Below are 16,478 nucleotides of genomic sequence, written 5' to 3'. Positions count from 1 at the left end.
GAGGCAAGAATCATGGAAATTAATGTAGCATCACTAGAGGATAAATTGCTTGTTGGAATAGGCTGGACAGGTCCATATGGAAGAGGGTCCGAGATCCCGAGACTATTCACGAAGTTTCAACAGATGATCCCATCCATTCACTATATAAATGGAGATGAATGCATATACGCACCATTCCATGATAGGGCAACTGATTTTACGTATTATTGTACCGTTGAAGTTGATCGTGTGGAGAAACTTCCACCTGGGTTGGTGGAACTGTCACTTCCTGCAGGTGAATATGCACATGCCCTTTATGAAGGACTGTCGACGGAAGTGGAACAAGCCTATTTCGCCATCTTTAATTGGATTAAAGAGAATGGGTATGAAAAAGACTACTCCAGACTGAGTGTTGAGAAGTACCTATCCCAGGACCGTGAAATCAACGAAACGGAAGATAAAAGGAAATTAGAGCTGTTTGTCCCAATTAAACTGAAATAAAAAGGAGGCTGCTTCATTTGAAGCAGCCTTTTCTTATACTTGTCGCCCCAGAGCGAGCCCCTTCCGCTTTTCTTGTCACCACATTTTATAACCTTTAGATGCGGGTGGGGCGTTTTGGATCATGTCGATGAATGGTACGGTGTAGGCGACGAGGATGAGAGCGGCCAGGATGGTTAACCAGATCCGCCAGTTCTCGAGTGCCATTGGTGTCCTTTCGGCTGTATCAGCCGTTTCACCGACAGGGAATTCCTCCTCTCCCTTGGGAGCGAAGAATGCCAGGTTGATAAAGATGTATAGAACGAGAATGATACCCATGAAAAGGATCGTGCCCCCGATCGCCTGTGCTATTTGGTAGGGGATCCAATCCATTGCCTGAGGTGCATCCCCATAAGTGGAATATGAAGACCTTCTTGGTGCACCCAGTAATCCAACTGCATGCATGGCGCCAGACATGATGCTCATTCCGACGGCCCATACAATAGCCTGCACGATGGCCAATTTGTTCATTGCTTTCGTTAGGACGCGTCCCGTCAGATGAGGGACTAGCCAATAAGCAATTCCAAAGAAGGTCAAGACGACAGATGTGGCCAGTGTTAAATGAAAGTGACCGGTGACCCAAATCGTATTATGGACCACCTGATTCATTTGATTGGATGCATTGATCAATCCGCCTGCTCCTGCAGGGATGAAAGCAACCATTCCGATGAACGGCACTGTAAAACGGGCGTCACCCCATGGAAGCTTCTTGAACCATCCGAATAATCCCGTAGCTCCTTTGCTTCTCCCGTACATTTCAAATGTTGCGAACAAAGAAAATGCTGTCATCAGGGAAGGGATGACGACCATGAACGTCAGGGTCACCTGAAGGAACTTCCAATAAGCATCAATGCCAGGCTCCACTAGTTGATGGTGAAATCCGACCGGTATCGAGAATAGAAGAAAAAGGATAAAGGAAAGTCGTGCCAAAGAATCTGAAAAGATTTTTCCTCCGATGATTTTCGGAATGATCACATACCATGCCATATAAGCGGGCAGCAGCCAGAAATAGACGAGTGGGTGACCGAAATACCAGAACAAGGTACGGCTGACAAGGACGTCGACCCTGTCCACCAGACCAAGGGACCATGGAAGGAGCTGAAATAATACAGTCCCCGCAACCCCGATGGTGGCAACAATCCATAAGACGGTGTTGATGATGCTCATGAAAGTCAGTAAAGGACTCGGTTGTCCAGGATGTTCTTTTCTCCAGCTTATATATTTCATGATCATCCCTGCGCCGCCAAGCCAGCTCCCCACCACAACGAAGGTCAATCCTAAATAAAAGATCCAATGGGCCTGGAGGGGAGCATAAAATGTATAAAGGACCGTAGCTTCATTTAATAAAATCATGACTGCTGCCATGATCGTTCCAAGAAGCATGACCCAGAATCCCAGCCACCCCATGAAGCGGGATTTTCCAGAATAAGTCCCTGACGTACGGGAAATGGCAGCATGCTGGAATCCGAGAATAAAGAATGTCGTCAGTACCAATCCGAGTAATACCCCGTGAACAGTCAATACTTGATAATACCCGATACCTGCAGGCAAAGTGAATCTGCCTGAACGGACCAAAACCTGTAACAGGCCGGCGAGTCCACCTAATGCCAGAGCAGCAAACCCTACGTAAATGTGAGCCATGGCCAGTGTAGCATCCTTTTTATCAATTCTTACAAATGGTTTCATCTACTCCACCACCTTTAACATAGATTTCATCGTGTGATGACCGACACCACAGTATTCATTACAAACAATGAGAAATTCTCCAGCCTTGTCGAGTGTTGTAGTGTATTCACTGACAAATCCCGGTTCAAGCATCATATTAATATTGGTTCCTGCCACTTCAAACCCATGCACAACATCCTTGGTTGTAGCCGTGATTTTCAGTGTTGATCCTTTAGGGATTTCAATTTCCCCGGGGGTATAGAGAAAAGCGGAGGCCACAAATACCAATTCATAATCCCAAGCCTTTCCTTCCACTTTTTTAAGTCCGGGTTCGTTAAACGGAGCGATTTTGTCCACCTGCTCCGGATTGACGTATGCCTTTGCGCTTGGAGGCTGATGCCCCTGATGAAAAGCACTGATACCCAATATGATTAAAAATAAGATAAGAGACCCTGTTCCCAGTGTTAACCACCATTTCTCATAGCGATGCATATGCATATAAATCACTCCTTAAATTAAAAACGATTCAGAAACAGCAAGAATACCCCAAGCCATGTGAGGATTAAAAACCCTCCCAAAAATAATACCGAAGTAAATGTACCTTTTAATGAGGTGGGTTCCTTGACTTTGACTTCCGTTTTTCGATGTAATTCCGGTTTTCCCATTCCACTCATTCCTTCCATTCATTATTCACTGAATTGATAGTTCAATCATAAGCGGGTACACCTCTTTGAATCTGTGATAAATGTCACACCTAAAGGGGTGGTTTGTGAAAAAAGTGTGAAATGATTAAAAATAGGCACTCGGGTGTGTTCATTCTCGTGAACTCTTGCATAAGGTGTAGGAATGAAGAGGAAGGTGATGATCAAATGGAAAAATATTATTGTAAACAATGCTGTCAAATCTTCTCTGATAAGATGATGTGCCCTCAATGCCGGATGCCGGTCGAAGCGAAGATACACATCGAGGTCCATCATCAGCAAGTGAAAAAAGATCACCGATGAGGCTTACTGTGCTAAAATAAAGAAGATTCGAATAACAGATAAGGCGGTGGGGAATTTGTTTGTTCCTTCATTTTCATTGAAAGGTAAATTGGCCGTTGTCACAGGTGCAGGCCGGGGAATTGGACGTGCCCTCAGTATTGGATTAGCGGAGTCAGGATCCGATGTAGTCCTGTTGTCCAGAACCAGGGATGATTTGGAAGAAACAGCTGGTGTAATCGAGAAGCTGGGGAGGAAGGCTCATATCCTCCCGACAGATGTGACATCACGTGATGAAATAAACAAGGTGATCACCTACATAGAAGACCATGGCTTGTCCATCGATATCCTGATCAATAATGCAGGGATGAATATACGTTCGGAAGCGCTTTCGGTAACGGATGATGAATGGCAGAAAATCATGGATACGAACTTGAAATCAGCCTTTATGATGAGCCAGGAAGTAGGAAGGCATATGAAAGAGAGGGGCCGGGGGAAAATCATAAACATTGCCTCCGTCGCAGGCCACGTCGCCCTCAGAACCGGGGTCGTATATGCTTCCACGAAAGCAGCCATGATTCAAATGACGAAGGTATTAGCCATGGAATGGGGAAAACACAATATCAATGTTAACAGTATCGGTCCATGGTATTTCAAGACACCTTTAACAAAGGAACTTCTGCAAAATGAAGAGTATGTAAACGATATACTGGCAGTGACTCCTTTGAAAAGGATCGGTGAGCTCGAGGAATTGGTAGGCCCGGCGGTATTCCTTTCATCGGATGCCTCAAACTATATTACCGGACAAACCCTCTTTGTAGACGGAGGAATGACGATCAACGGTTTTTGATTCCAGGATAAAAGGCTGACCTTTCGCTGAAGGTCAGCCTTTTATCTATTTTCTATTCAATCATCAGTATCACTAAAAAATCACCAACATTTTCAATGGAAATCGGTAGTTTTAAGGCTTTGTCGAAACCATACATCTTCGATTGCCCCACAATCACGGTCGGTGGTGTGATGTCGAGTGAATGACCGGCCTGTGCAAGGAGAGTAGCTAGATTCCCTGCAATCATATTCCCGAGCTCACCCGCGAATGACTCAAGCATTTCACCTTCAAGGGGCATTCCAAACATGGATGCTCCCAAACCTTGAAAGCTCTCTTCTTCTCCATCAATGATCATTCTTCCTCTTACGTCACCCGTGAACCCGATGAGTACACCGATCTTATGCTGACTGAAGGGTTCTGTCAGCAATGAGGGTTTTAAAACAGTAACACTCAAAGGGATGACTCCTTTAATCGCTTCTACTGAACTATTAAGTATATCGGTGACACTTTTAGTTAAAATCATGTCGTATCCTCCAGTATTTTGTCACTATAATCATACCATACGGACTAGGATTAAAGGATGATATTTTCGTCCTCTTTTCATACTAAAGAACTATTTATAGAGAGGTGTTTAAAACAAAAATAACACTTCATACATGATTTTTGCCTAGGTGGAAAAGCTATCCTTATATGGAAGTGTAAGGAGTGGTCGTGCATGCCGAAAATACTCTCAGTGGAAACTGAGGTTCCGCCAGTTAAAATCACGCAAAATGAAGCCGCTGAATTTGCAAAGCAATTGTTTTCTTCAAGTTTTAAAGATATAGGACGTCTCATAAATGTGTTTCAAAACGGGGAAATAGCAAGCCGTTATTTCGTAAAGGACCTGGAGTGGTTTTCCAAGGAGCATACCTTTCAGGAAAAGAACGATGAATTCATCCACCATGCCGTAGAATTGGGGAGTAAAGTGGTCCATAAGAGCCTTTCACGTCATAGGCTCTCAATGGGAGATATCGATGCCATCATCACCATATCAACATCAGGTCTATCAACCCCGAGTCTGGAAGCCCGGATCATGAACAGGCTCCCATTTTCTCCCCATATCAAACGAATTCCGATATGGGGTTTGGGATGTGCAGGGGGGGCGTCGGGGTTATCAAGGGCGTATGAGTATTGCTTGGCCTTTCCAAAGGCAAATGTTCTTGTTCTTTCGATCGAACTTTGCTCATTGACCTTTCAACACGGAGATCGATCAAAGAGCAATTTGATCGGGACGTCCCTTTTCGCTGATGGTGTGGCATGTGCCCTTGTCTGCGGGGATGACAGCCCGGCAATAGAAGGCGTCCGGCATCCTTTGCCAACGATCTTTGCCACTCAGTCGACGCTGCTCCAGGATTCATTGGATGTCATGGGATGGGAAGTGAAGGAAAATGGATTATATGTTGTATTTTCGAAGGACATTCCCACATTGGTGAAAAATTGGCTGCGTCCGAATGTAGAAGGATTCATTGAAGCGAACGGGATCGGACTCCGGGACATTAAGCATTTTGTGGCCCACCCGGGTGGAAAGAAAGTGATTGAGGCTTACATGGATGCTTTAGGAATGGATGAAAGGATGACAACTGAATCAATGAGGGTATTGAAGGAATATGGCAACATGTCCTCTGTCACGATTCTTTATGTCCTCAAGGAATTTATGGAAAAAGGCTGTGAACGGGGAGATATTGGTCTTGGCACTGCTTTGGGACCTGGGTTCAGTTCGGAGCTTTTGTTGATGAGGTGGGAATGATGCTGTATTTTGTATTGTTTTTCTCGGTACTGATGATTCAAAGACTGGTGGAACTGTATATTGCAAGATCGAATGAAAAGTGGATGAAGGAGCGGGGCGCAAAAGAATACGGACAGGCTCATTATAAGCTGATGGTCGGCATCCATGTTGCATTTTTCATTTCCCTCGTCATAGAGGGGGGGTTCTATCACTCAGGTGTCAATCACTATTGGCCGTTATTGCTTGGCGGTTTTATCCTGACTCAGCTCGGGAGGATCTGGTCGATCGCTTCGCTTGGGAGGTATTGGAACACTAAGATCATCGTCCTCCCCGAAGCTAAGGTCATAGCCAAAGGTCCCTATAAACACTTGAAGCATCCGAACTATTTGATTGTAACCCTTGAGTTCCTGATTGTTCCATTGCTTTTTCAAGCCTATTGGACACTTTTCATCTTTGCATTATTAAATCAATTCATTCTTTCTATCCGAATCCCTCTCGAGGAACATGCCCTGAAGGAGGAGACGGAGTATGAGAAGGTCCATCTCAACACGAAGGGATGGATTCCCCTATTCAAAAAAGAAAAATGATTTTCTTATTGAAAATGATTATCAACTTTGATAAGATTCTAATTGAAGATGAAAATTATTCTCAAGTACAAGTATTTTTACAAAAGGGTGGGGACAAGAATGGTATGGTTTTTGATATTGTTTACTGTAGTAGCGTATGGCTTCACGATGAAGTATGTATTATCTAATGTAATGAAGAATCAGGCACAGCGGAAGAACGTATCTTCATACCAGTCGAACTCGAAATCTTTTGTTCACTCAAACTTAATCGCAACTGAAACAACACGATAAACAGGGCCTTCTTCTTCGGAAGAGGCTTTTTTTGTCTTTGTTTGTAAAAGTGACAGCTATTATACTTGGACCGTTCCTTTCCGCTTCAGGCACTTGCTTTCCTCGGGGAGGAAGTCAAGCCTCCTCGGGCTTTGCCCTGCGGGGTCTAGACTTTTCCTCTATTTCCCGAAGGAGTCAAGTGCCTTCCGCTCCAATCCACTCTGTGCTTCTATATGTGAAAAATCAGATTAGACAACTACCAAAAAGATCTTAGGATTGATGTATATGTTACAGATTGCGGAAAGTCAGATATTTGTCAATAATGCTTCAATTAATCACCTGCTAAACCGTGACTTAGTTATTTTTAGAAAGCTCTTTTCGCAAAGATTGTTGTTTTCTAACATAGGAACTCTGAGGCCCTGTCTATGTATGTATGGATAGATGGTGAGGGGAACGGCTTCGCTTTCCGGCGGACGAACGGCCAAGCCTCCTCGCATTCGCTGCGGGGTCTTGTCTCGTCCGTTTTTCCGCAGGAGTCTACGCCGTTCCCTCCCCATCTAAATGAGATAGCGTAACAGAGCCTACCAGTGAAAAAACAAATAAAACAGCATTTTAATTTACTATTCAAACTGAAATTGACCTCTCCACACATAGAAAATGATGTTTTCTAGAGGTGTACAGAGGTAGATTAATCCTCCAATTACAATAAAGTTGATTGTAGCGGAAGGTGCTTGACTCCTGCGGGAAACGCTGGACAGGTGAGACCCCACAGGCGAAGCCGAGGAGGCTCACCGCCAGCCCCGCGGAAAGCGAGCACCTGAAGCGGAAATCAACCATTACTCGCTACCTTACATAGCAACAAAGTTTACATAAAGCCTTTTAGAAACATGATTCCATATTGTCTTTTCCCCTCATTCAATCCTTCGCATATACTGTTATCAATCTCAGCTCACTCTTTCCGGTAGGATTTCATAGAGAATTTGATTCAAATACGATAAAATAAAAACGTTATCATTCTTCTTAAGTGCAGAAAGGAATTAGATTAGACTATGAGTCAGATTGAACATAAGAGCACACATTTACATAATACGTTAAACCAACTTACGGCTTACTACGACATCTTCCTCCAGAATGGGGATGGGGAGAGGGCTTCCAAGGTTGAACGGCTTGCAGAAAAGTTGAATAATCATGAATTGATCCTTGCTTTTTGCGGCCATTTTTCCGCTGGGAAGTCCACGATGATCAACCGGTTGATGGGTGAAGACATCCTGCCATCCAGTCCGATTCCAACCAGTGCGAATCTGGTAAAGGTGCATCATGCCCAAACGGACTTTGCAAAGATTCATTATCATCAGTCCCAGCCCCTCTTTTTTAAGGCACCGTATGATTTTGAGACCATTAAGAATTTCTGTAAAAACGGGGAAGACGTATACTCTGTAGAAATCGGTCGGGAGAGAAGTGCCGTGCCTGAAGGGGTTTCCGTTTTGGATACTCCGGGAGTTGACAGTACGGACGATGCCCACAGGCTGTCTACGGAATCGGCGATTCACCTTGCCGACGCAGTTTTCTATGTAATGGATTATAACCATGTCCAATCACAGGTAAATTTTGAGTTCACCAAGGAAATGGTGCGTCATGGTGTCAAATTGTATCTGATTGTGAACCAGATCGATAAGCATCAGGAGGAAGAATTATCTTTCAGCGAGTTTCAGGAAAGCGTCAAAAATTCATTCGCCTCTTGGGGAGTAGTACCCGATGGCACGTTTTTTACAAGTTTGAAAAATCCCGACCATCCTAACAATGACCTTGAAAAATTGAAGGCACTGATTGATGGCCAGGTCAAACAGAAGGATGAACTGATTGAAGACTCGGCAGTCTCGGCTATTTCGCAATTGAGATCTGAACATGAGAAATGGTATGAGGAAGAGCTTGAAAAACTTGAGGATAGAGCCCTGGATTTCCTGACAGACGAAGAATGGGAAAAGAAAGACTCCATCCTTCTAAAAGAAAGAAAGCTCGTCGATACACTGGCAAAAAATGATGTCGCATCCATAAAAGATCAATTCGAAGAAGAGCGAAGGGAAATCCTCAAGAATGCTTATTTAATGCCTTTTGAAACAAGGGAATTAGCAAAGGACTTCCTGGAAAGCAGGCAACAGGACTTCAAAGTCGGCTTCCTGTTCTCCAAGCAAAAGACAGAAGAAGAAAAAGCACTGAGACTTCAAAGGTTCAAAGAGGATATCAACTCACGGATCGAATCTCAACTCGAATGGCACTTAAAGACGCTTGGTAAAAACATCGTGAAAGAATATATCCCTTCATCTGATCAGCGGGTGGAATGGGACCGATTGAACCTTGAAGTGGACGATCATTTCCTTGTCGATTTAATTAAACAAGGGGCAGGAGTCTCGAGTGATTATGTTCTCCAATACTGTGATGATCTTTCTGAGGAGTTGAAAAGAAAAGCAAGAAATGAAACGAGCGGGTTGATCGAAGGACTGATAACCGAAATTGAAAACTCATCGCCCGAAGAGAATGCCGGCATGGAAGAAGAACTGGCAGAGCTTCAGAAAAAAACAGGCATCATTTATCAATGGAATTCACTCAATGAAGAGAAGGACGCTCAAATCAGAAGATTGAGGAAAGCGGAAGTTGATCCAACACGTGCGGAGACGATTATGTCAGAATGGACCGTGAAATGGAAAGAGAGAGAAGAAACCTATACACTTGCTTCCGATGTGGTTCTGGATCGTAAAGAGGACTCGGGACAAGAACGCGACATAAATCAATCCCCGGACATCAAGGAGCAGCTCTCGTCAAAAGACGAAGCGATTCAACGGTTAGAAACGATGGCGAATGTGTTCAGGAATTACAATGGGTTTACCAAGATGGCACATCTATTGGACGGAAAGAGAGAGCGCCTCTCGAGTCAATTCTTTACCATCGCATTATTCGGTGCATTCAGTGCAGGGAAATCATCGTTTGCCAATGCCCTGTTAGGAAGAAAAGTACTACCGGTGAGCCCGAACCCTACCACCGCCTCCATCAACAGGATCAATCCTGTATCGGAAGAGTGTGAGCATGAAACGGCCCATGTACACATCAAAACCGGTGAACAGCTAATGGCAGACATCAATCATTCCCTTTCGTTTTTCAATCGCAATGCATCTTCCCTGGACGAAGCCGCGGAAATGATACCAGATTTATCGACTGAAGGAAGCGGGAAAGAAAATGTACATCTTTCTTTCCTTCAAGCCTTTCTGACAGGGTATCCTTCATTTAAGGAAACCCTCGGCAGCAGGAGGAAGGTCGATCTTGAAGAATATAAAGGATATGTAGCCGATGAGACGAAAGCTTGCTTTGTGGAGTCCATCGATCTCTATTTCGATTGTGAGATAACAAGACAGGGGATCACCCTCGTCGATACACCGGGTGCTGACTCCATCAATGCCCGCCATACCGGTGTTGCTTTCGAATATATCAAGAATGCCGATGCGATTCTTTTTGTGACCTATTATAATCATGCATTTGCCAAGGCAGACAGGGAATTCCTTATTCAATTGGGCCGAGTGAAAGACACCTTCGAACTGGATAAAATGTTCTTCGTCGTCAATGCCATCGACCTCGCAAGTGATGAAAAAGAAAAAAATGAAGTCATTGATTATGTGGAAGACCAATTGATTCAATATGGAATCCGTTTTCCAAGGATTTTCGGAGTATCATCTCTTCAGGCACTTAAAGAATCTGCATCTCATAAATCGGGGATGGATGCTTTCAAGAAGGAATTCCAAACCTTCATCCAGAATGAATTAGTGAGCATGAGTATCGAATCCGCACTTGGCGAGTGGGAGAGAGGGCTGAAGCGTTTTCAACAATATCTCCACTCCGCTTCCAGTGAAAAGACGTATAAACAATCAAGGAAGAGGGAGCTTCTGGAGCGGAAGTCCGAGGTTGAATCCATCATTGACGGCATATCCCGGGATCCCTTTACAGTGGAGATGTTGCAGGAATCCAAGGAACTCGTGCATTATGTAAAACAAAGAGTATTTTTCAGGGTGCCGGACTTCTATAAAGAAGCATTTCATTCCGGGTTATTTCTTCAATATCCATCTCAATCCCAGGCCATCCGTGAAGGATTAAAGGAATTTTTATCAAGTATCGGGTTTGATCTGGCTCAGGAAATGCGGGCTACCTCCCTGCGGATTCAGCAGTTCATTCAGAAGCAGCTCCGAGATCAATGGGCTGCAATGGAAGAAAAAATCCAGCGGGTGGAACAAGATCTCGTCCTGTCCCCAATGGATTATAAAAATGAAACGAGCATTGAATTTGAGAGCGCTTTTAACCAAACGGAATTGCGACCATTTGAAGAAGTTTTCTCCACATTCAAGAATCCAAAGCAATTCTTTGAAAAAGGCGGAAAGAAAGTGGTGCAGGAAAAATTGGAAGCCTTGCTTCAAGAACCTGCAGACCGTTACCTGACACAGGAACGGTCAAGGTTGGACACCTGGGGCCAATCCTATTTGGAAGAGGAATTCAAGTTGCTTAAAGAGGAGCTGCTAAGTCAGGTGACCGATCAGATTACATCCTATCTTGAAGCACTCGAGACCGTCCAGGACCTGGATCAGTTGAAACGGGATTTAATATGTCTCGAGGAGGCTTAGAAAAGAAGGAGGACATCCATAGTGAATCCTTATCATTGCTGTGCTACTTGTATTCACATAGAAGGGGTGAAAAAAGAGCAGAAGACCTCCTATTATTGTTCAAGATTAGGCTATGAGACCAAAACGACCTATCAGTTTTCTTGTTGGGAACCGAAGGAAGAAGTGCGGAGATTGATGAAGAAGAGGGGGATGAAACCATGAGTGTGCTGGTAGATGCGGAGTGGCTTAAAGAACATATGGACGATGGGGATGTCAGAATCATCGATTGTCGTTTTTCGTTAGGGAATCCTGCAGAAGGCCGGGAAGGATACAATGAAAGCCATATTCCCGGTGCCGTCTTTTTTGACCTTGAAAAAGATTTATCCGGTTATGCGAAGAAGCACGGGGGACGACACCCCCTCCCAAATATGAAGAATTTCCTTCGTAAAGTGGAGGATGCGGGGATCGATAAACAAACAACCATCGTGATTTATGATGAGAAGGAAGGGGCTTTTGCGGGCAGGTGCTGGTGGTTATTCCATTATATCGGTCATGAAAATGTCTTTATCCTGAATGGTGGATTTGCCGCGTGGAAGAAGGGTTCTGAAAAGACCGAATCCTTCGTTCCCCATTATCCTACAACAAATTATCATCCGAACGTAAATGACGGCATTCTGGCCACTTTGGATGAAATACGGGAAATTGCTGATGGAGATAGAATGATCCCGTTGATTGATTCCAGGAGCAGGGAACGGTTCTCTGGTCAGGAAGAGCCGATCGACCGTATTCCGGGCCATATTCCCGGCGCGATCAACCTTCCATGGACGGAAGGGATGAATGAAGGGTATTTCCTTGGGCCCGATGAGCAGAAGGAACGTTTCTCGAAGCTTAAAAAAGATGAGCCCGTCATTGTCTACTGTGGATCTGGTGTAACGGCAACCCCAAATTTTATTGCTCTTAAAGTAGCCGGATTTACTGATGTGAAGCTATATGTAGGAAGTTATAGCGATTGGGTTTCGTACGAAGAGCACAGGGTGGAAAAAGAATAATACCGAGTAGCTAATTGGAAGAGATTCATCACTTTTCCAATTAGCTGTTTATGCTGATGTGTTATACTTTAAAAGGTATGTACGAAACGACGGGGTTAGGAGTGGATGACTTGGAAAATAAAAATGAGCATTTATTATTAATAGATGGAATGGCATTATTATTTCGTTCTTTCTTTGCAACGGCCGTAACGGGCCAATTCATGATGAACTCAAAAGGCCTCCCGACCAATGGGGTCCAGGGGTTCATGAAACATCTGCTCATGGCAGCGGATCATGTGAAGCCTACACACATCATTGTATGCTGGGATATGGGGAGCCAGACTTTCCGTAATGAAGTGTTCAATGACTATAAATCGAATCGGAATGCACCCCCTGTTGAACTGATCCCACAGTTCGACCTTGCAAAAGAAGTGGCTGAAGGATTCAATCTTTCCAATGTGGGCGTAGTGGGCTATGAAGCAGACGATTGTATCGGGACCCTGGCAAAGCTCCATCGATCCGAGCGAAAAGTCTCCGTTCTAAGTGGAGACCAGGATCTCCTGCAGCTTCTTGATGATAACATTGACATCATGCTGCTGAAAAAAGGTTTTGGGAATTATCAAACCTATACGAAAGACCTCTTTGTGGAAGAAAGGGGCATCACCCCGGAACAGTTCATTGATGTGAAAGCACTCATGGGAGATACAAGTGACGGATATCCAGGAGTAAAAGGGATCGGGGAGAAAACAGCCATGAAACTGATTCAACAGTATCAGGATATTTCCGGTATCCTTGCCAATCTGCATGAACTGACTCCTTCACAACGGAAGAAGATTGAGGAAGACCTTGACATGCTGCATGTTTCAAGGAAACTGGCTGAAATTCACTGTGAAGTACCTCTTTCTGTGTCGGTTGACGAAGCCAGGTGGGAGCATGTATCACATGATACACTTACGCTTGTGGACGAATTAGAGCTTAAAGTTCTTAGAAGGTTTTTAGTAGGTTCGAATGTGCTGGCGGCTTCAAGCTAAATATGATAAGAGTGTCAGGACTTAAGCCTGACACTTTTTTATTGACGTTTATTTTTTATTCGATTTTTTAGCTGCATTCTCTAGTGCGCTTTTCGGTTCGATCGCGAATTCAGCATCCTGTGAAATTCCTTGGGGGTTAACACTTTTAGCGCTTTTCCCTTTATTTTTATTGTTTCCTTTAGTCATTATAAAGACCCTCCTTTAGTGTGATCTTTACTATTTTGTCTTGGTTGCCTACAAATATCCCATGTACAGAGAATTTTAGGACACACTACGAATAAGGGAGGTGTTAGGGTGAATAAAGGAATCATTACCGCACTGATCAGTATTGCGTTTGCCCAAGGATTGAAGATTCCGCTCCACTTTTTGAAAAAGAAGGAGTGGAAGCCTGAGCTGTTTTTTCAGACAGGGGGAATGCCAAGCTCCCATAGTGCCGGAGTGGCATCTTTGACGACATTCATTGCGTTAAAAAGAGGGGTAAGAACGATTGATTTCGCACTTTCCTTCATCTTTGGTCTGATCGTCATGTACGATGCCCAGGGAATTCGCCGCCAAACCGGTGAATTGACTCTTAAAGTAAATAGTCTCGATGAGCTTGTCAGGAAGGCGCATGAAAAGGAAACCGTTGAATTCGAAGAGAAGAAACCTAAGAGACTGAAGGAAATGCTTGGGCACCAGCCACAGGAAGTGGTGGGCGGTGCATTACTTGGTTCCCTTCTTGGCTTCATTGCCTTCTTGTTTTCCAAAAAGGATAGGCAAAAGAAGAGATTTTCTGTAAGATAAGAGATGACAAAGTGGCGATAAGGTGAGGAGAAACGTGAAAAAGACAACAGAAGAATTTCTCATAGATCTGGAAAACAAAGGCTTTAAATTTCAGGAAGATGCGATAGGCTTCATCTATTTCGGCAAAAAATACACAGACGCCCCGGATGAACTGGTCAATAGTGCCATTGAAATTACGTTAAAAGCACAGAAACAATTTGACAGCAGCTTCTATATGTCCATATTAGAAAGACTCCATTCCCAGAAAATCCCTTCCAGAAAGGAAGCTCTAAGGTGGATGGAGAAACAGGGATTGGCATAAGGCAGGGACCATCAGAAGGGGGATTGTAACCTTTCTGATGGTCTTTTTAGTAAGTGTTTGTAAAGCGCTTGTGAAAAATTATAAGGGCGAAATCATATGGACGGGATCCCTTTAGTTCAGGTGGATGGCTTTACGAGCCAGCTCATCAGCTGCTTTATTTTCTTTGCTTGGGATCCATTTGACAAAGAAAAGGTTCATTTGCTTCGTCAAGCTCAATATATCTCCGAGCAATAATTTATATTGCGCATTACGTACAAACTCTTTCTCAATCGCATGAACGACAGCTTGAGAATCACTTTTCAACCATACGGTATCTTTCTTCTTCTCCAAGCAGATTTCTAGTGCCTTTTTGCAGGCGAGGAATTCAGCTTCATGATTGTCCATGATCCCTAAAGGAATCGAATGTTTTTCCACTTCACCGTTGTATTTGATAAATATACCGGCTCCACTTGGTCCGGGATTCCCGGCACTTGCACCATCAATATATACTTCTAACAATCGTATTCACCTCATACATATTCAGAATATAAATATAGTAGCATATTAAGAGAGAGGAAGGAGAATGCTTCATGGCATTTCACTCCATATCCTCCATATACATAGCAAAAGCCGGGTGAAAATGCCTACACCCGGCTTCGGTCATCCCATATTCTTTGGAAATCGTTTTGCAATATAGCCAAACGGGGTATCCATAAGGGAAATCACCCATTTGAGAAGGTAGGTAGTAACGAAAATCTCGAACCAAACGTGCATCGGATATTCACCAAGGAAGGCGATGCTTGTGAAGACAAGGGTATCCAATAGTTGACTCACCATCGTACTCCCATTATTGCGGATCCAAAATTGGCCATCTGTCGGGAACTTCTTCTTCAGATACGTAAAGATATACACGTCCGTAAATTGGCTTACAAGATAAGCGGCAAGGCTGCCAAGTGCAATCCGCGGGATGATGCCAAAGATCGTCGCAAGGGATTCCTGGGCGAAATCGTCAGGATGTGGTTGAAATAAGAGTGCCAGTTGCATAATAATAGTCATGACGATCAACGTGAAGAATCCAAGCCAAACCGCTTTCTGTGCATCTTTTTTACCATACTTCTCGTTCAGGATATCCGTCACCAGAAAGGCGGTACCATACATGGCATTCCCGAGTGTCGCCGTCAGACCGAAGATTTCAATCGTCTTGACGACCTCAAGGTTTGCAAGTATGGTCGAAATCCCTATCCAAACAAAGAGTCCGGTTCGTCCAAACATTCGATACATGACAAGTAAACATGAGAATGTAATGAGTACAAAAACCAGACCAAACCATATATTAAACATAATAAGTCCTCCTATTGTTCATAAGTGAATGAAACAATAGTCCTCATTATACAAAGAAAAATGATTTTGAACAATAAAATGAAGAAAAGGGAGTGAAAGAAGAATGAAAATGAAAATTAAATTTAAATATAAAAGCAAAACCGCTTCCGATATATGGTTTGAATCCGGGTTTTTCAAGCGGAAAGAAACATTGATCCATGTAGATGATCTGATGAAAACGGGAAGGGTCGTTGATCTTGAAATCATTGATGAAATGGGAAACTCTTGGACAAGGAAAGAATACATCAAATTGAATCAGGAGTTAGAGAAGGAACCCGAAAACATCGTAGTGTTCTTTGATGGCGGGTTCGATAAAGAAACGAACTATGCGGGTGCGGGAATCGTCATCTATTATGAAAAAGGCGGGGAATCTTTTCGGATTAGAAAAAATGCACTTCTAGAGGAAATCGAGAACAATAATGAAGCTGAATACGCGGCATTGCATATAGCTCTCGGGCTGCTTGAAGAAATCGGGGTTAAAAATGTGCCCTGTACGATTAAAGGAGATTCACAGGTGGCAATGAAGCAGCTTGGGGGAGAGTGGCCTTGCTATGAAGAGGGGTTGAGCAGGTGGCTTGATCGAATTGAAGGATCGATCCAAAAGCTTGGGCTGAAACCCAATCTGATCGTCCTGAACAGGAAAGACAACAAAGAAGCCGATAAGCTTGCCAACCAGGCACTTCAAGGCATTAAGGTACACAGTAATAAACGATTAGAATAATTCTGCTGTGTATTATATACTCTA

The 16,478-nt window shown here is 43.7% G+C and carries 18 protein-coding genes; 12 read left to right on the top strand and 6 right to left on the bottom strand.

The genetic code is table 11. From position 1 onward, the window contains the following. Nucleotides 1–12: 12 nt before the first annotated feature. Complete coding sequence (locus tag M1J35_RS16100; RefSeq protein WP_229592433.1) at nt 13–480, top strand: GyrI-like domain-containing protein; 468 nt, start codon at nt 13–15, stop codon at nt 478–480. 75 nt (nt 481–555) lie between these two features. Here the strand turns inward: M1J35_RS16100 and M1J35_RS16095 are convergent, their stop codons facing one another. Then, the gene (locus M1J35_RS16095) at nt 556–2,202 is read right to left on the bottom strand and encodes a b(o/a)3-type cytochrome-c oxidase subunit 1 (protein ID WP_254651730.1); all 1,647 of its coding nucleotides are present in this window, start codon (nt 2,200–2,202) and stop codon (nt 556–558) included. Continuing rightward, nucleotides 2,203–2,679: a cytochrome c oxidase subunit II gene (locus M1J35_RS16090; RefSeq protein ID WP_254651729.1), complete on the bottom strand. Its 477-nt coding sequence runs from the start codon at nt 2,677–2,679 to the stop codon at nt 2,203–2,205. Nucleotides 2,680–3,050: 371 nt separating this feature from the next. Between M1J35_RS16090 and M1J35_RS22720 the strand changes: the two genes are divergently transcribed. Continuing rightward, nucleotides 3,051–3,185, top strand: coding sequence for a hypothetical protein (locus M1J35_RS22720; protein WP_256503891.1), 135 nt, complete (start codon nt 3,051–3,053; stop codon nt 3,183–3,185). Nucleotides 3,186–3,240: 55 nt separating this feature from the next. Further along, entirely contained in the window at nt 3,241–4,011 is a 771-nt protein-coding gene (locus M1J35_RS16080) for an SDR family NAD(P)-dependent oxidoreductase (RefSeq protein ID WP_034758496.1), read from the top strand. Nucleotides 4,012–4,063: 52 nt separating this feature from the next. Here M1J35_RS16080 and M1J35_RS16075 read toward each other — a convergent pair whose 3' ends face one another. Further along, nucleotides 4,064–4,513, bottom strand: coding sequence for a chemotaxis protein CheX (locus M1J35_RS16075; RefSeq protein WP_098440067.1), 450 nt, complete (start codon nt 4,511–4,513; stop codon nt 4,064–4,066). 192 nt (nt 4,514–4,705) lie between these two features. Here M1J35_RS16075 and M1J35_RS16070 point away from each other — a divergent pair, with 192 nt between their 5' ends. From M1J35_RS16070 to M1J35_RS16045, 6 genes are all read left to right on the top strand, one after another. Next, complete coding sequence (locus M1J35_RS16070; protein ID WP_224519666.1) at nt 4,706–5,776, top strand: type III polyketide synthase; 1,071 nt, start codon at nt 4,706–4,708, stop codon at nt 5,774–5,776. A gap of 2 nt (nt 5,777–5,778) precedes the next feature. Then, nucleotides 5,779–6,342 (top strand): isoprenylcysteine carboxyl methyltransferase family protein, encoded by a 564-nt coding sequence (locus M1J35_RS16065; protein ID WP_224521063.1) that lies wholly within the window; start codon nt 5,779–5,781, stop codon nt 6,340–6,342. A 1,298-nt stretch (nt 6,343–7,640) separates the two neighbouring features. Continuing rightward, on the top strand, nt 7,641–11,252 hold the full coding sequence (locus tag M1J35_RS16060) for a dynamin family protein (protein ID WP_254651727.1): 3,612 nt from the start codon (nt 7,641–7,643) through the stop codon (nt 11,250–11,252). Nucleotides 11,253–11,273: 21 nt separating this feature from the next. Further along, on the top strand, nt 11,274–11,453 hold the full coding sequence (locus M1J35_RS16055; protein WP_034758519.1) for a hypothetical protein: 180 nt from the start codon (nt 11,274–11,276) through the stop codon (nt 11,451–11,453). Then, nucleotides 11,450–12,280 (top strand): sulfurtransferase, encoded by an 831-nt coding sequence (locus M1J35_RS16050; RefSeq protein WP_254651726.1) that lies wholly within the window; start codon nt 11,450–11,452, stop codon nt 12,278–12,280. The genes M1J35_RS16055 and M1J35_RS16050 overlap by 4 nt, the downstream gene beginning before the upstream one ends. 56 nt (nt 12,281–12,336) lie before the next feature. Next, on the top strand, nt 12,337–13,290 hold the full coding sequence (locus tag M1J35_RS16045) for a 5'-3' exonuclease (RefSeq protein WP_371928762.1): 954 nt from the start codon (nt 12,337–12,339) through the stop codon (nt 13,288–13,290). 48 nt (nt 13,291–13,338) lie between these two features. Here the strand turns inward: M1J35_RS16045 and M1J35_RS16040 are convergent, their stop codons facing one another. Next, nucleotides 13,339–13,476 carry a small, acid-soluble spore protein L gene (locus M1J35_RS16040; protein ID WP_254651725.1) on the bottom strand — a complete coding sequence of 46 codons (138 nt, stop codon included), beginning with the start codon at nt 13,474–13,476 and terminating at the stop codon, nt 13,339–13,341. 108 nt (nt 13,477–13,584) lie between these two features. Here M1J35_RS16040 and M1J35_RS16035 point away from each other — a divergent pair, with 108 nt between their 5' ends. Together M1J35_RS16035 and M1J35_RS16030 are read left to right on the top strand one after the other, a co-directional pair. Beyond that, a complete protein-coding gene (locus M1J35_RS16035) occupies nt 13,585–14,073 on the top strand; it encodes a divergent PAP2 family protein (protein ID WP_224519671.1) in 489 nt (162 codons plus the stop codon). Nucleotides 14,074–14,107: 34 nt separating this feature from the next. Continuing rightward, entirely contained in the window at nt 14,108–14,374 is a 267-nt protein-coding gene (locus M1J35_RS16030; protein WP_034758529.1) for a DUF6123 family protein, read from the top strand. A 111-nt stretch (nt 14,375–14,485) separates the two neighbouring features. On the opposite strand, the gene M1J35_RS16025 is transcribed toward M1J35_RS16030, so the two are convergent. Both M1J35_RS16025 and M1J35_RS16020 read right to left on the bottom strand, forming a co-directional pair. Beyond that, a complete protein-coding gene (locus M1J35_RS16025; RefSeq protein ID WP_254651724.1) occupies nt 14,486–14,872 on the bottom strand; it encodes a reverse transcriptase-like protein in 387 nt (128 codons plus the stop codon). A 141-nt stretch (nt 14,873–15,013) separates the two neighbouring features. After that, nucleotides 15,014–15,694: a queuosine precursor transporter gene (locus M1J35_RS16020; protein ID WP_254651723.1), complete on the bottom strand. Its 681-nt coding sequence runs from the start codon at nt 15,692–15,694 to the stop codon at nt 15,014–15,016. Nucleotides 15,695–15,797: 103 nt separating this feature from the next. Between M1J35_RS16020 and M1J35_RS16015 the strand changes: the two genes are divergently transcribed. Next, nucleotides 15,798–16,454, top strand: coding sequence for a reverse transcriptase-like protein (locus M1J35_RS16015; protein ID WP_224519673.1), 657 nt, complete (start codon nt 15,798–15,800; stop codon nt 16,452–16,454). The last annotated feature ends 24 nt before the right edge of the window (nt 16,455–16,478 follow it).

This window comes from Rossellomorea sp. KS-H15a (genome assembly GCF_024195245.1).
Lineage (GTDB): Bacteria > Bacillota > Bacilli > Bacillales > Bacillaceae_B > Rossellomorea > Rossellomorea vietnamensis.
The sequence above is the reverse complement of the archived record's forward strand: the minus strand, read 5'-3'. Positions and strand labels throughout refer to the sequence as shown.